We start from the raw sequence: 20,209 nt of genomic DNA, 5'->3' as shown, positions 1-20,209 counted from the left end.
TCCGATTGACTGCTGTGGTGCTCAACGCAGCTTCAAATACACCCCGGCCAGCCCGTCCTGTGAATCCGGCACCGCGTTGTAGCCAATGACCGCAAAGCCTTTCACCAGTTGAATGTGATACGGCCCATTCTTCTCGCTGGCTTGCGGCTCGCGCACGATGATCAGGTTGTCGGTGTCCATCGGCACGATGTGATGCTCAGTCATGCTGTCCTTCGTGGTCACGGTGAACTCGGCGACTTCTTTCCCATTGGCGTCGTGGTCCGGGAGGATCTTCAAGTCCAGATCCGCGTCATGCCCCAGGGCATCCTGACGCATCCGGTAATGGCCGCTGCGCTGGTCAGCGTCGACATCGTCGATTTTATCGGCCTCCAATTCCCGTTCTTCGTCATGTAGCAGGACAGCCCGCTGGTTGTCGTCGCCCTTGGCATCGCTGACCCAAGTACCGGTGAAAAAATAGGGTTCGACGTTTTCCCGGGAGATCCGCCAGGTACCCGTTTGAACACCGTCGCCGGCATATTCATGGAGGCTGATAAGGCCATCGTCAGCGTCTTCCCGAATGCCCAGCAGTTTGATCGGTTCGCTATTGTCCGCCTGGGTATAGCGCACTTCGCCAATGATCACGGCGCCTTGCGCCTGATACCAGAGCTCTACCGGGGTCTTGGCGTCGAGGGTGCCGGCAAGGATCACCGGATCCTCCTTTTCCGGACCTTCCAGGCGCGATTGTTCGTGCCACTGGCCTTCTTTCAATTCACCCGTGGTGCGCAGCGTGTAGCCACCGGGCATGCTGGTGTTTTCGCCTGGCTCGGTGGGCTGGATTTGCTCCTCGGTGCTCGAATAGAGCAGCACCAACTCGTCGCCACGCATTTTCCAGTGGGTGGCGCGTGTCCAGCAGCAGTCGCGGTCGGTTTGCGAAAGCAGGATGCCGTCCAGCGGACTGACGGAGAACATGCCCTTGCTGTCCTCCTTTGCCAGGTTCGTCAGGGCCGGGTTGAGGACCCATTGGGCTTTCTGCGGCTCCTGCAGGTAGACGTCGAATGTCGGCTTGTAGCTCGCTTCGGGATCATTGCCGTTGCGAATCGCCAAGTCCTGGCGTCCGTCGAAGTTGAAGTCGTCGAAGTACAACAGGCTCTGTGGGCCAAGTAGCCAGTTACCGACCTTACCATTGCGGTCCACGGGCACATTGCCGGCGGGTGTCTGCAATTGCTGCAGGACTTCGAGGGTTTTGCTGTCGCGCACGGTAATGAACCCTTGTGCCAGCTGATGTGGATCTTCCGGCGGCTCCGGGAACAGCACGTCGATCAGGTACTGACCGCTGCGATCGTTCACCGAAAACGCCCGCGGCTCGGCCATGGCCGAGGCTGCCAGAGCCGTGGAAAGAAGCACACTGCCGACAAGCGAACGCATCCATCGACTTCCTTGCTGAAATTCGGGGTCGCAGTTTAGCGACAACCGTGATTCATCGCGAGACGACTGTTGCTATCAGATAAGCCCGGACTGTAACTGACGCCCTCCTCGCCCTTCGCTTACTGTCGTGGCTCATTCCACGGAGTGATCCCCATGCCGGATACCGCCAATCTCTACCTGTTCGTGATCGCTGTCGTGCTTCTGCTGATCGTTCCGGGGCCCAACATGGCCTTTGTCACCAGCCATGCCTTGGCCCACGGCTGGCGTGCCGGCGTCGCGGCCGCCCTCGGCATTGCCTTTTCGGACGCGCTGATGACGCTGATGGTCAGCGCTGGTATTGGCGCGCTGGTCATGAGCTGGGCGCCAGCGTTCGACGTGCTGCGCCTGGCCGGGGCCGGTTATCTGCTGTGGCTGGCCTGGCAAGCACTGAAAACGCCGGCAGCGACGCAGGATAGCCAGCTCCAGGCGGCTTCGCTGTGGAAAATCTTCTGCCGAGGCACCCTCAACAGCCTCTTGAACCCCAAGGCGCTGCTGTTCTTCATGGTGTTCCTGCCCCAGTTCGTCAACCTCAAGGCCGGCGGCGTGGGCCTGCAGTTGATCTTCCTCGGAGCCTTGCTGGCACTGATTGCACTGGTCTTCCATACACTGCTGGGTGTTGGCGCCGCACAGCTCAGGGCAAAACTGGCAAGCGGTGGGATTTCAAGACGCCTGGGCACCTATGGTTTTGCCGGGGTCATGGCCGCGCTGGCGGCACGCCTGTTATTTCTTGACCGACCGCTTTGACCTGCGGCGCCCCTGCGCCAGCCGTTGTCCTATGCTTACTCGACCTATTACCGGAGCTGGATTGATGTCGCTCTCCGAAACCACCCTCCTCCAAAGCTGGCACCACAATGCCCGAGCCTGGATCGAAGCCATCCGCACGGGGGCCATCGAAAGCCGCCAGACGGTCACCGACCAGGCCATGCTGCTGACGGTACTGAGCCGTCAGCCCGAGCGCGTGCTGGACCTGGGCTGCGGCGAAGGTTGGTTGCTGCGGGCGCTGGCTGAACGGGGTGTCGAGGCGGTGGGTGTGGATGGCGACGCGACCTTGGTCGATGCGGCCCGGGCGTCGGGATCTTCGCCGGTGCATCTGGCAAGCTATGACGCGCTGGTAGAGGCGAAGGTGGACGTCGGCAGCGGGTACGACCTGGTCTGCGCCAACTTCGCCCTGTTGCATCAGGACATCATCCCGCTGCTCGCCGCCATGAACGCCCTACTCAGCCCTGGCGGTGCTCTGGTGATCCAGACATTGCATCCCTGGACCGTGGCGGCGGGCAATTATCAGGACGGCTGGCGGGAAGAGACCTTCGATGGGTTCAAAGGCCAATGGCAGCCGATGCCGTGGTACTTCCGCACCCTGTCCAGTTGGCTCAATGCCTTGGACATGGCTGGTTTTCGACTGGTGGGCCTGCAGGAGCCGCAGCACCCGCAAAGCCCGGTGCCGCAGTCATTGCTTATGGTGGCCGAGCAATCCCCGTCATGGCGTTAGCGACTCGACGGTACCCCCTTTGGTGTTACCGGAATATCTTTACCACAGCGCCACCGTATAGCTGACGATCAGCCGATTCTCATCCAGGTCGTTACCGAAATTCGAGCGCACCGCCGCGTTGCGCCATTTCAAGCCCAGCCCCTTCAACGTGCCGTCTTGCACCACATAGGCAATGTCCGTGTTGCGCTCCCATTCCTTGCCTTCGCCCGCGGCGCTGCGTTGGACGTTGTCGCCACTGATGTATCGAGTCATGAAGGTCAGGCCGGGCACGCCAATGGCCGCGAAGTTGTAGTCATAACGCGCTTGCCAGGAACGCTCGTCGATGTTGGCGAAGTCGCCAATCTGCACGAAGTTGACCAGGTACGGATCGCTGCGGCCGATGTAGGGGAACGGATCGTCGCCGCTCATGCGCTGGTAGCCCAGGCCGACGGCATGGCCCGCCAGGCTGTAGGTGAACAAGGCGCCGAAGGCCTGGTTGTCGAGATCGCGGAAGCTGCCGTCTTCGGCGCTGCGGGAATAACGCACGTCACTCTTGAATGACTGACCTGCGCCCAGGTCCAGGGTGTGGACGAACCCGAGGTAGTTTTGCTGGTAGATGTCTTGCAACTGGCTATAGCGGTATTGCGCCGTGAGGTTCGGCAGGAACTGATAGTCCGCCCCGGCGAACCGGAACTGGTCACTGCTGCCACCGATGCGATTGGCGATCATGTCCTGGTAGTCGGTGGAGTCGACAAAGTTGATCTGCGAGAGTTGCCCAGCGGTCAGCTTCAAGCGATCGATTTCCTGCACGCTCAGTAATCCACCCTTGAACGTTCCCGGCAACAGGCGCGTGTCGTTGGAACTCACCGCTGGGTCCTTGATCTGCAACGTCCCCAGTTTCAAGGTGCTATTGGACAGGCGCACCTTGGCGGTCAGGCCCAATTCGCCATAACGGTCCTGGGAACCGCCAGACAAATCCGCTGGCAACAGATTGGTGCCGGCCGTGCCGCCGCCGGAGTCCAGTTTGAAACCGGCCATGCCCAAGGCATCGAGGCCGAAACCCACGGTCCCGGCGGTGTATCCCGATTCCATCCGCAGCAGAAAGCCCTGGGCCCATTCCTCGGCCTTGTCCCGTGACCCTTCCTGGCGAAAGTCGCGGTTGAAGTAGAAGTTGCGGGCCTCCAGGCTGCCTTTGCTGTCGGCGATGAAATCAGCCTGGGCGCACGGCACGCCGATCAGGCTCAGGCCGAGCAAGGTGCCCGCCGAGGTGCAGGTCCATCGAGGGAATGTGGCATGTCGCATGGCGCGCTCCTTTTATGGGCGCGAGCGAACCCACCAGGGGCTGTGCGCACGCCTCGTTATTGTTGTCATGGGGTATCGGCGCGGTGGGGCTGCGTCGTGGAGCGGATTCTTGGTGCCGGATCCGCGCAGCGTCAAACGGGAAAAAAGCCGGATCGGGCATAAGAAAATTTGATGCGCCCGGGGGCCCGATCTGGAGTAACAATTGCAATCATAAGAACCACACGTCTCCAGAGAACCTTCATGAACCTCAAATTCCTCGAAACCTTCGTCTGGGTCGCCCGGCTGCAAAGCTTCAGCCTGACCGCCGAGAAGATGTTCAGTACCCAGGCGGCGATCTCCAGCCGGATCGCTTCGCTGGAAGAGGAACTGGGCCTGCGCCTGTTCGTGCGAGATTCGCGCGGGGTCTCGCTGACACCCGAAGGCCTCAAGGTGCTCGACTACGCGCAACAGATGCTCGACGTCCAACGGGCGCTGAAGCAATCACTGGACACCAGCAGCCCCCAGCAAGGCCTGGTGCGCATCGGCGTGATGGATACGGTGATCCATACCTGGCTCAGCCCATTGATGTCGATGCTGATGCAGGCCTTCCCCGCCGTGGAAATCGAAATCACCGCCGATGCCGCACGCAACCTCTGTGAGCAATTGCAGAAAGGCTACCTGGACATCGTGTTCCAGACCGATCTGGTGCGCCACGAAAGCGTGCGCAACCTGGAACTGGGGCACTACCCCATGCACTGGATCGCCGCGAGCCAGTCGATCTATGCCCGACCCTATGGGTCGTTGGTGGAGATGGCCAGCGAACGCATCATCACCTTCGTCAAGCATTCGCGACCGCATCAGGACGTGCTCAACCTGCTGTACGCCCATGGCGTCAGTGCGCCGCGGGTCAGTTGCGTCAATTCGGTATCGGCCATGACCCGGCTGATTCGTGACGGCTTCGGCATCGGCGCCTTGCCGGCCGCACTGGTGGCCAAGCCCCTGGCCAGCGGCGAATTGATCCAGCTCGAACCCGGTACCGCCCTGCCCCAATTGGACGTCGTTGCGTCCTGGCGCGCTGGCGTCGGCCTGGAGTTGATCGAGAGCATCGTCCAGATGAGCCGCCAGGTGGTCAGCCAGTACGCCATCGATGTTGGGCCGTTACGCATGGTGGCCGCCTCCGGCCTGAACAGCCAACCGCCCCTCGAATAACTTTTAGTTGTCGCGGGGTACCAATATTCCTTGTTGGACGTCCCAACCACGGTGTTCTCAAAGTAGCGAACGAACACTTGGAGACCCCGTGATGACGTCCTTCGAACAACTGCAGCAATGCACGCCTCTCGTCCTGCGCCAAAGCATCGCCGACGGCCAGTACCAGGGCCATACCAGCGGCCTGGGCCAGGGTCGCGTGCAAGCCAATATCGTGATTCTGCCCGGCGACTGGGCCAATGAATTCCTGCGCTACTGCACCCTCAACCGCCAGGCCTGCCCGGTGCTTGACGTGACCGAGCCAGGGGATCCGTTCTTCCGCAACCTGGGCGCCGCCATCGATATCCGTCATGAAGTGCCTCAATACCGGGTCTATCGCCACGGCGAGTTGAGCGAATCGCCGGTGGACATCGAACACCTGTGGCAGGACGACCTGGTGGCCTTCGCCCTCGGTTGCTCGTTCTCCTTCGAACAACCCTTGCAGGAGGCCGGCATCCGTTTGCGACACATTGAACTGGGGCGCAATGTCGCGATGTTCCAGACCAACATCGACACGCGACCCACCGCCCGCCTGTCTGGCAAGATGGTGGTGACCATGCGGCCGATGAAAGCCGCCGCAGCCATCCAGGCGATCCAGATTACCGGGCGCATGCCCAATGTCCACGGCGCCCCGGTGCACATCGGCGATCCATCGCTGATCGGTATTCAGTCCCTGGACACGCCGGACTACGGCGATGCCGTACCGGTGGAAGCGGACGAGATCCCGGTGTTCTGGGCCTGCGGCGTGACGCCTCAATCGGTGGTGCAGGCCTCGCGTCCACCGCTGTGCATCACCCACGCCCCGGGCTGCATGCTGGTGACGGACTTATGGAACAGTGATTTGTAGGCCTCGAACGAGGCTGCTTTCCGACTTGAAGGGATACACGATGAATACCGCTCAGTTCTCGATCCAACAGTACATCCGAGCCAAGGACGGCAACCGCCCGCACCTGCTGGACCAGGCCTTTACAGCGGCGGCTATCCTGGACATGGTCGTGCACACCGGCGCCATCACGTTTCCCGACCACGTTGAAGGCCGTGCCGCCATTGGCGATGTGCTGGTCAGGCGCTTCGGCCAGACCTTCGAAAACGTCTACACGTTCTGCCTGGCCGCCCCTCCGCCGGCAAACGCCGAGGCGTTCCAGTGCAAATGGCTGGTGGCGATGTCAGACAAGAACAGCGGCGAGGCGCGTGTCGGTTGTGGCCTGTACGACTGGCAGTTCGATCCGCAGTCGCAACGGGTCGAGCGATTGACCATCACCATCGAACACATGAAGACTCTGCCAGCGACCGATCTGCCGATGATCATGGCCTGGGTATCGACGTTGGACTATCCATGGTGCCGGCCCGAGGCGATTATTGATAACACGCCGGATTTGGACGAATTGCTAGAGGTAGTCCGCTGCTTGGCTAATACCGGAGCGGTGAAGAAAATGAAGCCAGCCTAGGCAATTGTGGCAAGGGGATTTCTCTATGGGAGCAAAGCTTGCTCGCGATGCAAAGGCCTCGGTTCCTAGGGAGGCCGCGTTATCTTCATCGCGGGCAAGCCTTGCTCCCACAGGGTGGGGTTACTCCCGTCGCCACTGTTTCTATGCTCCCATGACTGTTCCAAGGAACCGCCCCCAGTGAACATCAAGTTTCTCGAAACCTTCGTCTGGGTGGCCCGGCTGAAGAGCTTTCGCCTCACCGCGGAAAAGCTGTTCACCACCCAGGCCTCCATTTCCAGCCGGATCGCCGCCCTGGAAGACGAAATGGGCGTGCGCCTGTTCGTGCGCGACTCCAAAGGGGTGTCGCTGACCTCCGAAGGCCAGCGCGTGCTGGAATACGCCGAGCGCATCATGGACACCCTGCAAAGCATGAAAGCCGTGATCAAGGATCCGCGCCAGGTGCGCGGCCGGATCCGCATCGGTGCGATGGATACGGTGATCCACACCTGGCTCAGTCCCTTGGTGACACGCCTGATGGAATGCTACCCGGCCCTGGAAATCGAACTGTCGGCCGACACCGCGAGCAACCTCTGCTCACAGCTGGAAAAAGGCTACCAGGACATCATTTTCCAGACCGACATCCTGCGCCTGGACAGCGTGCGCAATGCGTTGCTGACCCGTTATCCGATGCACTGGGTGGTGCGCACCGGCTCCGCCTATGACCGAGCCTATGGGTCACTGGACGATCTGTCCCAGGAACGCATCGTGACATTTTCACGCAACTCACGGCCCCACCAGGACATCCTCAACCTGCTGCACTCGGCCAACATCGTCTCGCCCCGCATCAACTGCGTGAACTCGGCCTCGGCCATCACCCGCCTGGTTCGCGACGGCTTTGGCATCGGCGCCATGCCCGCGGCGCTGGTGGTCGGCGAACTGGCCCAGGGCACATTGACCTTGGTGGACGGCGTGCCACTGCCATCGGTCATGGACATCGTCGCCAGTTGGCGGACCGGCGCCGGAATGGAGCGGGTGGAAGACATCGTCAGCCTGACCCGGGAAGTGGTCGGCGAGTTCGTCGCGCAACTGCCAGCCGCGTACCGATTGGCGGGGCAAGACTTCAGCGGGCTGTAAGTGAACTGCAACATCCCCGACTTATTCTGAAGCAAGCGCACTGCGGCGAACGCTGGTTGTGCATGTCGCTCGCTCGGAATGATCCAGGGAATCCGCCATGAAGATCAGTGTATTCGGAAGTGGTTACGTAGGGCTGGTGCAAGCCGCCGTGTTGGCCGAGGTGGGCCATGACGTGGTGTGCATGGACATCGACGAGCGCAAGGTCGACAGCCTTCGGCAAGGCCAGGTGAGTATTTTCGAACCCGGCCTGGCCGCGCTGGTGCGCGAAGGGCTGGAGGCCGGGCGTTTGCACTTCACCTGTGACGAACAGCTTGCCGTGCAACACGGCCAGGTGCTGTTTATCGCGGTGGGTACGCCCTCCCGGGACGATGGCAGTGCCGACCTGAGCCAGGTGCTGGCCGTTGGCGAGGCCGTCGCCCGTTATCGCGAGCAACCGCTCATTGTGGTTGAGAAGTCCACCGTGCCGGTGGGCACCGGTGACGTGCTGCGGGCGCACATCGACAAATGCCTGCTCAAGGCCAGTCGCTTGCTGCAGTTCGATATCGTCTCCAACCCCGAATTCCTCAAGGAAGGCTCGGCCGTCGCCGATTGCCGGCGTCCGGATCGCATCGTGATCGGCTGCGAGCGCGATGAAGTGCGCGAAACCATGCGCGACCTGTACGCACCGTTCAACCGCAACCATGACCGGGTCCTGTTCATGGACCTGCGCAGCGCCGAGCTGACCAAATATGCCGCCAACGGCATGCTGGCGACCAAGATCAGCTTTATCAACCAGATCGCCGAACTGGCCGAACACCTGGGAGCCGACATCGAGTCCGTGCGCCTGGGCATCGGCGCCGACTCGCGCATCGGTTACCACTTCATCTACCCGGGATGCGGCTATGGCGGCTCGTGCTTTCCCAAGGACATGCGCGCCCTGATCCACACCGCCGAGCAGGCGCACTGTTCCAGCGACCTGCTGCAAGCGGTGGAAGCCATCAACGGCCGGCAGAAACACAAGCTGTTCGAGCGGATCAACGCGTTCTACCAGGGCGACCTGCGGGGCAAGACCTTCGCGCTGTGGGGCCTGGCGTTCAAACCCAACACCGACGACATGCGCGATGCGCCGAGCCGCACCCTGCTGGAGTCGCTCTGGGCTGCGGGAGCCAGTGTCCGCGCCTTTGACCCCGAGGCGATGCAGCAGACGCAATTGCTCTATCCCGACGAAACCCGACTCATGCTGATGGGCACGCCGGAATCGGTGTTGCCGGGGGCCGACGCGCTGGTCATCTGCACCGAATGGCAGCCCTTCAAGGCGCCGGACTTCGAGCTGATCCGGCAGCGGCTCAAGGCCCCGGTGATTTTCGACGGGCGCAACCTGTTCGACCCCGAACGCATGGCCGACAAGGGCTTTACCTATTTTCCGATGGGCCGCGGCCAGTCACGCAACCTGCCCATTGCCCAGCAAACGTGGTTCCCCGCCTCGAGAAGCGCTTGAGTCTGACCGTTACCTCAAAATTAATGCACTCAACCAGCATTAATATGAATTTGTAAGCAAGGGTTGTGACCGGCACACTGTGCACCGTTCCTCCCCCAACTGTTGGAACACTTAAAGGGCTTTCTGGGATTTTCCCGTAAGCCCCTTTTTTTGTTCGTTTTTTGGATTCTCGCTTAATGCTTTCTCGCTGGTTTCCCGCCGCCATTAATACCCGTCCCACCGAATGGAGCCGCGCCGCCCTCGGCATGGCACTGGGGACGATGTTCAGTGTCTGGCTATGTGGCCAGGTCTTTGGCCTTGAGGTGGCGCAACACCTGATCGGCCCGCTCGGCGCTTCGGCCGTGTTGTTGTTTGCCGTGTCCTCAGGCGCCCTCGCCCAGCCCTGGTCGATTGTCGGGGGTTACCTCTGTGCGTCGGTCGTGGCACTGCTGGTGGCCCATGTATTGGGGCGGACGCTGGGCAGCGCCTGCCTGGCGGCCGGCATGGCGCTGGTGTTGATGTGTTGGCTGCGTTGCCTGCACCCACCGGCAGGCGCCCTGGCGGCGACCTTAGTGCTGGCGGATCCGTCCATCGTTGCCCTGGACTGGCAGGCGGTCGGCGCGGCCATGTTGGCTGGCTCCGGGTTGCTCGCCTGTGCGCTGGCCTACAACAACCTGACGCGGGTGCGCTATCCCAAGCGCGCCAGCGAACCGGCGGCCGTCATTCCGGCTGACCATCCTCCCGTCGACCGCCAGGCCATCACCGCCGAAGACCTGAAATTGGCCCTGGCGGAAATGGAGGCCTTTTTCGACGTCACCCCGCAAGATCTCGAACAATTGATCCATGCCAGCGAGCGAAACGCCAGGCGCCGCAGCATCGCGGAGGTGCTTTCCGGTCGCGGTTGAGCCTGTGACTGCTATAAATATGCAGACAGGACCTGCACGTATCCCGGTTGTGCAAGGCAAATTTGCACTGGTACGATCCTGAACGGGTACGCGCGACACCATTCGTAAAAAACAATAAAAGCAGGGAGTTAGCGATGACAGCTCAGGTTTCATCCCAAGCTGCGGAAACCATGGACACCGTGACCAATGAGGTGTTGGTCGACGTTCGCAATCACATTGGCCATTTGACCCTGAACCGCCCCGCCGGCCTGAATGCCCTCACCCTGGGCATGGTGCGCAGCTTGCAGCAACAACTCGATACCTGGGCACTCGACCCACACATTCGCGCGGTGGTACTGCGTGGCGCGGGCGACAAGGCCTTCTGCGCCGGCGGCGATATCCGCTCGCTGTACGACAGCCACCAGCAAGGCGACACCCTGCATGAAGATTTCTTCGTCGAGGAATACGCCCTCGACCTGACGGTCCACCATTACCGCAAACCGATCCTCGCCTTGATGGACGGCTTCGTGCTGGGCGGCGGCATGGGCCTGGTACAAGGCGCCGACCTGCGGATCGTGACCGAACGCAGTCGCCTGGGCATGCCGGAAGTCGCCATCGGTTATTTCCCGGACGTGGGCGGCAGTTATTTCCTGCCGCGCATTCCTGGTGAGCTGGGGATCTACCTGGGGGTCAGCGGCGTACAGATCCGCGCCGCCGACGCGCTGTATTGTGGGTTGGCCGACTGGTATCTCGACAGCCGCAAACTCAAACAGCTCGATGAGCGCCTCGATCGGCTGGAATGGCACGACACACCGCTCAAGGACCTGCAAAGCCTGCTGGCCAAACTCGGCCAGCAACAACTCCCTGCGCCCCCCCTGGCCGATTTGCGGCCGGCCATTGACCATTTCTTTGCCCTGCCCGATGTGCCAAGCATGGTCGAGCAGTTGCGCCAGGTCACCGTCGTCAACAGCCACGAATGGGCGCTGAAGACCGCAGACGTGCTGGACAGTCGCTCGCCGCTGGCCATGGCCGTGACCCTGGAAATGTTGCGGCGCGGTCGGCATCTGAGCCTGGAAGACTGTTTTGCCCTGGAACTGCACCTGGACCGGCAATGGTTCGAACGCGGTGACCTGATCGAGGGCGTGCGCGCCTTGCTGATCGACAAAGACAAAAACCCGCGCTGGAACCCGCCGACCCTGGAGGCGCTGGACGCCGACCATGTCGCGAGTTTCTTCGACGGCTTCGACGACTACGGGAACTGAGCCATGCACGACCTCGAACTGACCGAAGAACAAGTGATGATCCGCGACATGGCCCGGGACTTCGCCCGTGGTGAAATCGCCCCCCATGCCCAGGCGTGGGAAAAGGCCGGCTGGATTGACGACGGCCTGGTGGCGAAGATGGGCGAACTGGGCCTGTTGGGGATGGTGGTTCCGGAAGAATGGGGCGGCACCTACGTCGATTACGTGGCCTATGCCCTGGCGGTGGAGGAAATCTCCGCGGGCGACGGTGCCACCGGGGCGCTGATGAGCATCCACAACTCGGTGGGTTGCGGGCCGGTCCTGAATTTTGGCACCGATGAACAGAAACAGACCTGGCTGGCCGAGCTCGCCAGTGGCCAGGCCATTGGCTGCTTCTGCCTGACCGAACCCCAGGCCGGTTCCGAAGCCCACAACCTGCGCACCCGCGCCGAACTGCGCGATGGCCAGTGGGTGATCAACGGCGCCAAGCAGTTCGTCAGCAACGGCAAGCGAGCGAAATTGGCCATCGTGTTTGCGGTGACGGACCCGGAGCTGGGCAAAAAAGGCATTTCGGCGTTCCTGGTGCCCACGGATACACCTGGGTTCATCGTCGATCGCACCGAACACAAGATGGGCATCCGCGCCTCGGACACCTGCGCGGTCACCTTGAGCAACTGCACCATCCCCGAGGCCAACCTGCTGGGCGCGCGAGGCAAAGGCTTGGCCATCGCGTTGTCCAACCTGGAAGGCGGTCGCATCGGTATCGCGGCGCAAGCCTTGGGCATCGCCCGCGCGGCATTCGAAGCGGCGCTGGCCTACGCGCGCGATCGCGTCCAGTTCGACAAGCCGATCATCGAGCACCAGAGTATCGCCAACCTGCTGGCCGACATGCACACCCGCATCAACGCCACCCGCCTGCTCATCCTCCACGCCGCCCGCCTGCGCAGCGCCGGCAAGCCATGCCTGTCGGAAGCCTCCCAGGCCAAGCTGTTTGCCTCGGAAATGGCCGAGAAGGTCTGCTCCTCGGCCATACAGATTCACGGTGGGTACGGGTACCTCGAGGATTACCCGGTAGAACGCTATTACCGCGATGCGCGGATCACCCAGATCTACGAAGGATCGAGCGAGATACAGCGGATGGTCATCGCTCGGGAACTCAAGCACTACCTGGCGTAACTGCAGGAAAAGCATCGCGAGCAAGCTCGCTCCCACAGGGTCCAGTGCTGTACGCAAATGCTGCGTACAGCCCAAATCCAGTGTGGGAGCGAGCTTGCTCGCGATGGCGTCAGCCGGAACGCCGCCTTACTTGTCCTGAAACGCCGCCGCGCGCTTGGCCACGAATGCCGCCATGCCTTCTTTCTGATCCTGCGTCGCGAACGCCGCGTGGAATACCCGGCGCTCGAAACGTACGCCTTCGGACAGGCTGACTTCAAACGCGCGGTTGACGCTTTCCTTGACCATCATGCTGATGGGCACCGACTTGGAGGCGATCAACGCTGCGGTTTTCAGCGCATCGTCCAGCAGTTCATCGGCCGGTACGATCCGCGCGACGATGCCGCAGCGCTCGGCTTCTACCGCGTCGATAAAGCGCCCGGTCAGGCACATTTCCATGGCCTTGGCCTTGCCCACCGCCCGGGTCAGGCGCTGGGTGCCGCCCATGCCCGGCAGTACGCCGAGGTTGATTTCCGGCTGGCCAAACTTGGCATTGTCGCCGGCCAGGATGAAGTCGCACATCAACGCCAGCTCACAACCGCCGCCCAAGGCAAAACCGTTCACCGCCGCGATGATCGGCTTGCGACGGTTGGCCACGCGGTCACTGTCGCTGAACAGGTCGTCCAGGTAGATCTGCGGGTAGGTCAGCTCAGCCATTTCCTTGATGTCGGCACCGGCGGCGAAGGCTTTTTTCGAGCCCGTCAGCACGATGCAGCCGATCTTCGGATCCGCCTCCAGGCTGTCCAACGCCTGGTTCAGTTCGCTGACGATCTGCGCATTCAAGGCGTTCAAAGCCTGGGGACGGTTGAGGGTGATCAGGCCGACGCGGTCCTTGATCTCCAATAAAATCGTTTCATAGCTCATGCAGGACTCCTGTTCAAAGATTGCGCGAAATGACCATGCGCTGAATGTCGCTGGTGCCTTCGTAGATCTGGCAGACCCGCACGTCGCGGTAGATGCGCTCCAACGGGAAGTCGTTGAGATAACCGTAACCGCCCAGGGTTTGCAACGCCATGGAGCAGACTTTTTCAGCCATTTCCGAAGCGAACAACTTGGCCATGGACGCTTCCACCAAAGCCGGCTGGCCGCTGTCCCGCAGTGCGGCGGCGTAGTGCACCATCTGCCGGGCCACGGCGATCTGGGTCGCCATGTCGGCCAGGCGGAACGCCACGGCCTGGTGCTCGATGATCGGCTTGCCGAAACTGGAACGCTCCCGGGCATAGTCCCGGGCCGCTTCGAACGCGGCCCGGGCCATGCCCACCGCTTGCGCCGCGATACCCACCCGTCCGCCTTCCAGGTTCGCCAGGGCGATCTTGTAGCCCTCACCCTCCTCGCCCAGGCGATTGCCCACCGGCACCTTCACCTCTTCAAAGAGGATCTGGCAGGTGTCGGACGCATGCTGGCCGAGCTTGTCTTCGACCCTCGCCACACTGTAGCCCGGCGAATCGGTCGGCACGATGAACGCACTGATGCCTCGCTTGCCGGCGCTCGGATCGGTCACCGCAAACACAATGACCACCCCGGCGTTCTGCCCGGAGGTGATGAACTGCTTGCAACCGTTGAGCACGTAATGATCGCCCTCCAAGCGCGCCCGCGTCTTCAGGCTGCTGGCGTCCGAACCGGCCTGGGGCTCGGTCAGGGCAAACGCGCCGAGCATTGCACCGCTGGCCAGGGGCGTCAGGAAGCTTGCCTTCTGCTCATCGTTGCCGAACTTGAGGATCGGCACGCAGCCCACCGAGTTGTGCACGCTCATGATGGTCGAGCAGGCGCCGTCGCCCGCGGCGATTTCCTCCAGGGTCATCGCATAGGCCAGGTAACCGGTGTCGCAGCCGCCCCACTGTTCCGGCACCAGCATGCCGAAAAAGCCCAGCTCGGCCATTTCAGCGATGGCTTCCCGGGGGAAACGGTGCTCGCGGTCCCATTCGGCGGCGAACGGGTTCAGGCGGTCCTGGGCGAACTGCCGGGCCATGTCGCGGATCTGGGTCTGTTCTTCAGTCGGGAGCATGGTGGTTCCTTAATACAGGCATTCAACGGCCATGGCCGTGGCTTCGCCGCCGCCGATGCAAATGGCCGCGACGCCGCGCTTCAAGCCTTTCTGGCGCAGGGCCGACAGCAGGGTCACCAGGATCCGCGCGCCAGACGCGCCAATCGGATGGCCCAGCGCACAGGCGCCGCCGTGAACGTTGACCTTGTCATGGGCGATTTCCAGCTTGTCCATGGTCACCAGCCCTACCACGGCAAAGGCTTCGTTGACTTCGAACAGGTCGACTTGGTCCAGCGACCAACCGGTCTTTTGCATCAGTTTCTTCACGGCACCGATCGGCGCGGTGGGAAACAGGCTCGGGGTGTCGGCGAACGCTGCATGACCGTGGATCACCGCCAGCGGCTTGAGGCCACGCTGGACCGCTTGGCTCTGGCGCATCAGCACCAGGGCAGCGGCGCCATCGGAAATGGAGCTGGAGTTGGCCGCTGTCACCGTGCCGCCCTCGCGGAACGCCGGTTTGAGCGAGGCGATCTTGTCGATCCGCGCTTTGGGTGGCTGTTCGTCGTGGCGAATGGTCACTTGTTCCTTGCCTGCCATGACCTGCAACGGCACGATCTCGGCGTCGAAACTGCCGTCCTTGATCGCCTGCTGGGCGCGGGTGGTGGACGCAATGGCGAAGGCATCCTGGGCCTCGCGCCCCAGGCCATTGGCCTCGGCGCAATCTTCGGCGAAGGTGCCCATCAGCCGACCTTTGTCGTAGGCGTCTTCCAGGCCATCGAGGAACATGTGGTCAAGTACCCGGCCATGGCCCATGCGATAACCGCCGCGGGCGCGATCCAGCAGGTACGGGGCGTTGGACATGCTCTCCATGCCGCCGGCCACCACCACCTCGGCGCTGCCGGCGATGAGCATGTCATGGGCCAGGATCGCCGCTTCCATGCCCGAACCGCACATCTTGTTGAGCGTGGTGCAGCGGGTCGACTTGTCGAGCCCCGCGCCCAGAGCGGCCTGACGTGCCGGTGCCTGGCCCTGGCCAGCGGCGAGCACGCAACCGAACAACACCTCTTCAACCGCACCCGGCGCGATACCGGCCCGCTCCACGGCGGCCTTGATAGCGGCGGCACCGAGTTGCGGCGCGGTGAGGCTTTTCAGTTCGCCCTGGAAACCGCCCATGGGGGTGCGGACGGCACTGACAATGACAATAGGATCGTTGGACATCATGAATCCTCCTTACTTATTTGGCTGCCATACGCAAGGCACCGTCGAGACGGATCACCTCGCCGTTGAGCATGCTGTTCTCAATGATATGCCTGACCAGCGCCGCGTACTCGGAAGGTTTCCCAAGACGCGGCGGAAACGGCACGCCGGCGGCCAGGGAATCACGCACCTCGGGCGTCATGCCGGCCATCATCGGGGTTTCGAAAATCCCCGGGGCAATGGTCATCACCCGGATACCGAAGCGCGCCAGCTCACGGGCAGCCGGCAGCGTCAGGCTGGCGATGGCGCCTTTGGAGGCCGCGTAGGCGGCCTGGCCGATCTGGCCGTCGAAGGCCGCTACCGAAGCGGTGTTGATGATCACCCCGCGCTCGCCGTCGGCGTTGGCCTCGGTTTCGGCGATGGCCGCGGCCGCCAGGCGCAGCAAATTGAAGCTGCCGATCAGGTTGACGTTGATCACCTGGCTGAAACTGTCCAGTGCGTGGGGGCCGTTCTTGCCGAGGATTTTTTCGCCGCGCACGATACCGGCGCAATTCACCAGGCCATTCAGACCGCCGAAAGCCGTGACCGTGGCCTTGACCGCCGCGTCAGCCGCCGCTTCGTTGCTGATATCGGCCACTACGCTCTGGCAACCTAGCTTTTGCGCCTGGGTTGCCACGGCGTCGGCGTTGAGGTCCACCAGCATCACCTTGGCGCCGGCCTTGAGCAGCATTTCAGCGGTGGCCGCGCCGAGGCCGGAAGCGCCGCCGCTGACGAGGAAAATCTTGTTGTCGATCTGCATCATGGTTTCCTTGGGTTCAAGCTGAAACGTTCTGCGCCGCGGCTTCTTGGGCCTTGGCGATTTCCTGGTTGCGCAAGATAAAGCGCTGCAACTTGCCGCTTGGGGTTTTCGGCAAGTCGCTGACAAATTCGATTTCACGGGGATAGGCATGAGCCGCCAGGCGCTTGCGCACATGCAGGCGCAATTCCTCGGCCAGCTCCGGTGAGGCGCGATATTGGGTGCTGAGCACCACGAAGGCCTTCACCAACTCGGTGCGCTCCGGATCGGGCTTGCCGATCACCGCCGCCTCCACCACGGCCGGGTGTTCGATCAGCGCGCTTTCCACGTCGAACGGGCCGACCCGGTAGCCGGAGGTGGTGATCACGTCGTCGCTGCGGCCGACGAAGCTGATGCTGCCATCCGGATTCAGCTCCACGGTGTCGCCGCTCAAGTAGTAGTCGCCGACGAAGGACTTGGTCGGCGCGCCTTCGTAACCGGCGAACCAGCACATGGGCGACTGGCTGCGGTCCACCGCGAGAATGCCCGGCTGGCCCACGCCCAGCTCGCGTTGCTCTTCATCCAACACCACGATCCGGTGGCCCGGCGAAGCGAAACCGGCGGCCCCCAGGTGCACCGGGTGTTCCAGCCCGTGGTGGTTGCACAGCACCATGCCCAGTTCGGTCTGGCCGTAATGGTCGTGGATCACCACGTTCAAGTTGTCGGCGAACCAGCGGATCACCTCTGGGTTCAATGGCTCACCGGCACTGCTGACGATGCGCAGCTTGCCCTTGATCGAGCGGGCAAACTGCTCGCCCCCGGCGATCAACAGGCGATAGGCCGTGGGCGAGCCGGTCAGGTTGGTGATGCCGTACTTGTTGATGACCCGGCAGGTGCTTTCCAGGGTGAACGGGCCATCGTAGAAGGTGATCGGATGCCCCATGGCCAGCGGCCCGGTCACGCCAAAATAAATGCCGTAGGCCCAACCGGGGTCGGCGACGTTCCAGAAGGCGTCTTCAGGGCGCAGGTCCACCGCGTCACGGGTGTAGCTCTGGAACGCCACGATGGCCTTGAGCGGCACCGACAGCGCCTTGGCGGGTCCCGTGGTGCCGGAGGTGAACATCAGTAAAAACGGATCTTCGCCAGTAAGCATCAGCGGTTCGCACTGGCTGGACTGGTTCGCCACTTCGGCCCAGAAACTGTAGTCGCCCCGCACGATGCCCTGGCCCTTTTCGCCTCCGACCGTGACGATGGTGGGGCAACCGGCGACTTCATTGAGCTTGGGACGGTTGACGGCGTCGGTCACGACGATCCGCGCGCCTGAGCTGCCGAGGCGGTGCTCGATGGCCTTGGGCCCGAACGCAGTGAACAGCGGTTGATACACCGCACCGATACGCCAGGTGGCGAGTACGACGATCAAGAGTTCCGCGGTGCGCGGCAGCAGGCCGGCCACTCTGTCGCCCTTGCCGACGCCTTGGGCACGCAGGAAATTGGCGAACCGCGCGGCATTGTCCTGCAGGTCGCGGTAAGTCCAGGTGGCTGCGCTGCCGTCACGCCCCTCCCAGAACAAGGCGATGCGACCCGGCAACGCATGCCGGTCGCAACACTCGACACAGGCATTGAGCGCCTCGAGCGAGCCGTGCAGCGCGGCGTTGACGGTTTGCAGGTAATCGAACTGTGACGTGGCGGACGAATAATCGCGCATGACCAGAATCCCTCTGTACTTTTTATTGGTTGGGGGAACCGTGAAGAGCAGGCAAATACTCGCGCCGAAGGACGGTGGCGGCAATGGTCAAAGCCATCAAGTTGCTTGACTGGTTTGGCCATGGTTCGAGGGATGTGTTGTCGGTCAGACCGTTATCGCGAGCAAGCTCGCTCCCACAGGGAATGTGAGGTGGGCCTCGATTCTGTGACCGCCCAAGCCCCTATGTGGGAGCGAGCTTGCTCGCGATAGCGGCGGTCCGGGCGCTACAAGGGCTGCTTCCAGGCAAATGAATAAACCTTCTCCGGCACCGGGGACTGGCAGCGCTGATTGTCCGCATCAGGCCCCACCAGGAACCACTCGGCCCGCGAGGTATCGCCGACCCGGCGCGCCTTTTGCGGGTCGTAGCAACGCGCCAGGTCCCGCGCGGGCACCAAGGCAAAGGCCTGCGGGTGGCTGCGTAGCCAGGTGGCGGATCGTTCCAGGGACTGGCGATCATGGAAGCCAAAATGCACGATGGGCTGCTGGGCGAACAGCCAATGACCCTCGCGCCACCCGACGAGCACCAACTCGGCATTTGCAGTCAGCCCCGCGACATCACGCATCAAGGTCTGGTGGGGGTTGATGCCTTCCCTGTGGGGCTCGATGAAGCCGCGCACAAACCAGGCGCACAACCACACCACCGTCAACCCGGCGAATACCGCCCTGCCCCTCGGACGCCGGCTGAACCAGCGGTGCAGCAGCCACGGCACAAGCGGCGCCACCAGCAGGATCAAGGCCGGCAACGCGGGAAAGATATACAGCTTGCGCTTGCCACTGCTCAGGCTGAAAAACAACAGCACCAGTACCACCCACCCCAGCAGTACCAGCACGCGACCATCCTGCTTGAGCAACTGCCTGCGCCAGGCCGGGACCAGCCATGGCAGCATGAAAAAGATCGGCAGCCAGTATTTCGGAATCACCTGGACGAAGAAGTACCAGAAGGGTTCGCGGTGCTCCCAGGCATTGGCATAACGCCCCGCCGTCTGCTTCAGCAGGATTTCCTGGGCGTACGCCAGGCTGTCGGGGCTGCCCTGCCATACGATCAGCAGCAAAGGCCCAAGCCACAGCGCGATGGCGGCCAGCGCCACAACCAGCCCCAGCCACCAAGCCCCCGCCTCGCCCGGCATGGACACCAGGCCTTTCCACCCTCGACGCACCCCATAAGCGTAGGGAATCAGCATCAACACCGGCAGAAACCCCACGCCTTTGCTGATGACCCCCAGCCCCATCGCCGCACAGGCCAGGTAATACCAGCGCCACGCCGGGCCGAGCATCAGATGCCGGCACAAGCCATAGATCCCCAGGATGGTCCAGAGTGCAAGAAAACCATCGATTTGCCCGGTGCGCAGGATGCTGTAGGTCTGGTAGGTGGCGAGAAACAAGAGCGCGGCGATCCCCCCCACGCTTCGTCCCCACAAGCGTCGGCCCAGGTCATACAGGCATGCCGTGGTAACGGCGCCGGCCAACAGCGCGGGCAGGTACAGGGCGACTTTCGGCAGGTGGGTCAATTGCACGAACGACGCCACCGCCCACATGAACAACGGCGGCTTGTCGGCGTAGATTTCCCCGGCGCGATGGGGAATGAACCATGAGCCGTTCTGCAACATCTCCAGGGCAACGCCGAGGAAGCGCTCTTCATCGACGTTCATCGGTTGGCGCCAACCCAGACCGGCGCCCACCATGATCAAGGCCAATGCCACAAGCGCCAGAAGCTCCAC

Annotated in this window: 18 protein-coding genes; 10 read left to right on the top strand and 8 right to left on the bottom strand. The window is 62.5% G+C overall.

The annotated features are described in order from the left end of the window. Window positions 1-21 precede the first annotated feature (21 nt). On the bottom strand, window positions 22-1,404 hold the full coding sequence (locus tag BLQ55_RS09055) for an XAC2610-related protein (protein WP_092253480.1): 1,383 nt from the start codon (window positions 1,402-1,404) through the stop codon (window positions 22-24). A 153-nt stretch (window positions 1,405-1,557) separates the two neighbouring features. On the opposite strand from BLQ55_RS09055, the gene BLQ55_RS09050 reads away from it, so the two are divergent. Beyond that, window positions 1,558-2,187 (top strand): LysE family translocator, encoded by a 630-nt coding sequence (locus BLQ55_RS09050; protein WP_092199637.1) that lies wholly within the window; start codon window positions 1,558-1,560, stop codon window positions 2,185-2,187. Window positions 2,188-2,251: 64 nt separating this feature from the next. Continuing rightward, entirely contained in the window at window positions 2,252-2,932 is a 681-nt protein-coding gene (locus tag BLQ55_RS09045; RefSeq protein WP_092253478.1) for a class I SAM-dependent methyltransferase, read from the top strand. A gap of 39 nt (window positions 2,933-2,971) precedes the next feature. Here BLQ55_RS09045 and BLQ55_RS09040 read toward each other — a convergent pair whose 3' ends face one another. Continuing rightward, a complete protein-coding gene (locus BLQ55_RS09040) occupies window positions 2,972-4,213 on the bottom strand; it encodes an OprD family porin (RefSeq protein WP_092253476.1) in 1,242 nt (413 codons plus the stop codon). A 240-nt stretch (window positions 4,214-4,453) separates the two neighbouring features. On the opposite strand from BLQ55_RS09040, the gene BLQ55_RS09035 reads away from it, so the two are divergent. From BLQ55_RS09035 to BLQ55_RS09000, 8 genes are all read left to right on the top strand, one after another. Then, window positions 4,454-5,401: a LysR family transcriptional regulator gene (locus tag BLQ55_RS09035; RefSeq protein WP_092253474.1), complete on the top strand. Its 948-nt coding sequence runs from the start codon at window positions 4,454-4,456 to the stop codon at window positions 5,399-5,401. A 91-nt stretch (window positions 5,402-5,492) separates the two neighbouring features. Next, complete coding sequence (locus tag BLQ55_RS09030; RefSeq protein ID WP_092199625.1) at window positions 5,493-6,284, top strand: putative hydro-lyase; 792 nt, start codon at window positions 5,493-5,495, stop codon at window positions 6,282-6,284. A gap of 40 nt (window positions 6,285-6,324) precedes the next feature. After that, window positions 6,325-6,885 carry a hypothetical protein gene (locus BLQ55_RS09025; RefSeq protein ID WP_092253472.1) on the top strand — a complete coding sequence of 187 codons (561 nt, stop codon included), beginning with the start codon at window positions 6,325-6,327 and terminating at the stop codon, window positions 6,883-6,885. 177 nt (window positions 6,886-7,062) lie between these two features. Then, on the top strand, window positions 7,063-7,998 hold the full coding sequence (locus tag BLQ55_RS09020; protein ID WP_092199619.1) for a LysR family transcriptional regulator: 936 nt from the start codon (window positions 7,063-7,065) through the stop codon (window positions 7,996-7,998). A gap of 97 nt (window positions 7,999-8,095) precedes the next feature. Beyond that, window positions 8,096-9,475, top strand: a complete 1,380-nt coding sequence (locus BLQ55_RS09015; RefSeq protein ID WP_092199616.1) for a UDP-glucose dehydrogenase family protein — start codon at window positions 8,096-8,098, stop codon at window positions 9,473-9,475. 176 nt (window positions 9,476-9,651) lie between these two features. Beyond that, window positions 9,652-10,359: an HPP family protein gene (locus BLQ55_RS09010; protein WP_092253470.1), complete on the top strand. Its 708-nt coding sequence runs from the start codon at window positions 9,652-9,654 to the stop codon at window positions 10,357-10,359. A gap of 134 nt (window positions 10,360-10,493) precedes the next feature. Beyond that, on the top strand, window positions 10,494-11,600 hold the full coding sequence (locus BLQ55_RS09005; protein WP_092253468.1) for an enoyl-CoA hydratase/isomerase family protein: 1,107 nt from the start codon (window positions 10,494-10,496) through the stop codon (window positions 11,598-11,600). Window positions 11,601-11,603: 3 nt separating this feature from the next. Next, window positions 11,604-12,755, top strand: a complete 1,152-nt coding sequence (locus BLQ55_RS09000) for an acyl-CoA dehydrogenase family protein (protein ID WP_092199608.1) — start codon at window positions 11,604-11,606, stop codon at window positions 12,753-12,755. A gap of 126 nt (window positions 12,756-12,881) precedes the next feature. On the opposite strand, the gene BLQ55_RS08995 is transcribed toward BLQ55_RS09000, so the two are convergent. The 6 genes from BLQ55_RS08995 to BLQ55_RS08970 all read right to left on the bottom strand — a co-directional run bounded on the left by BLQ55_RS08995 (window position 12,882) and on the right by BLQ55_RS08970 (window position 20,173). Further along, window positions 12,882-13,655: an enoyl-CoA hydratase gene (locus BLQ55_RS08995; protein ID WP_092199605.1), complete on the bottom strand. Its 774-nt coding sequence runs from the start codon at window positions 13,653-13,655 to the stop codon at window positions 12,882-12,884. A gap of 13 nt (window positions 13,656-13,668) precedes the next feature. Continuing rightward, the gene (locus BLQ55_RS08990) at window positions 13,669-14,796 is read right to left on the bottom strand and encodes an acyl-CoA dehydrogenase (protein WP_092253466.1); all 1,128 of its coding nucleotides are present in this window, start codon (window positions 14,794-14,796) and stop codon (window positions 13,669-13,671) included. A 9-nt stretch (window positions 14,797-14,805) separates the two neighbouring features. Next, window positions 14,806-15,996, bottom strand: coding sequence for an acetyl-CoA C-acyltransferase (locus BLQ55_RS08985; RefSeq protein WP_170847574.1), 1,191 nt, complete (start codon window positions 15,994-15,996; stop codon window positions 14,806-14,808). Between the two features lie 13 nt (window positions 15,997-16,009). After that, window positions 16,010-16,771: an SDR family NAD(P)-dependent oxidoreductase gene (locus BLQ55_RS08980; protein WP_092199599.1), complete on the bottom strand. Its 762-nt coding sequence runs from the start codon at window positions 16,769-16,771 to the stop codon at window positions 16,010-16,012. A 16-nt stretch (window positions 16,772-16,787) separates the two neighbouring features. Then, on the bottom strand, window positions 16,788-18,452 hold the full coding sequence (locus BLQ55_RS08975; protein ID WP_092199595.1) for an AMP-binding protein: 1,665 nt from the start codon (window positions 18,450-18,452) through the stop codon (window positions 16,788-16,790). Between the two features lie 263 nt (window positions 18,453-18,715). After that, window positions 18,716-20,173, bottom strand: a complete 1,458-nt coding sequence (locus tag BLQ55_RS08970) for an ArnT family glycosyltransferase (protein ID WP_256326557.1) — start codon at window positions 20,171-20,173, stop codon at window positions 18,716-18,718. Window positions 20,174-20,209: the final 36 nt, after the last annotated feature.

Source organism: Pseudomonas sp. NFACC13-1 (assembly GCF_900104425.1).
Taxonomy (GTDB): domain Bacteria; phylum Pseudomonadota; class Gammaproteobacteria; order Pseudomonadales; family Pseudomonadaceae; genus Aquipseudomonas; species Aquipseudomonas fluorescens_AA.
The sequence above is the reverse complement of the archived record's forward strand: the minus strand, read 5'-3'. Positions and strand labels throughout refer to the sequence as shown.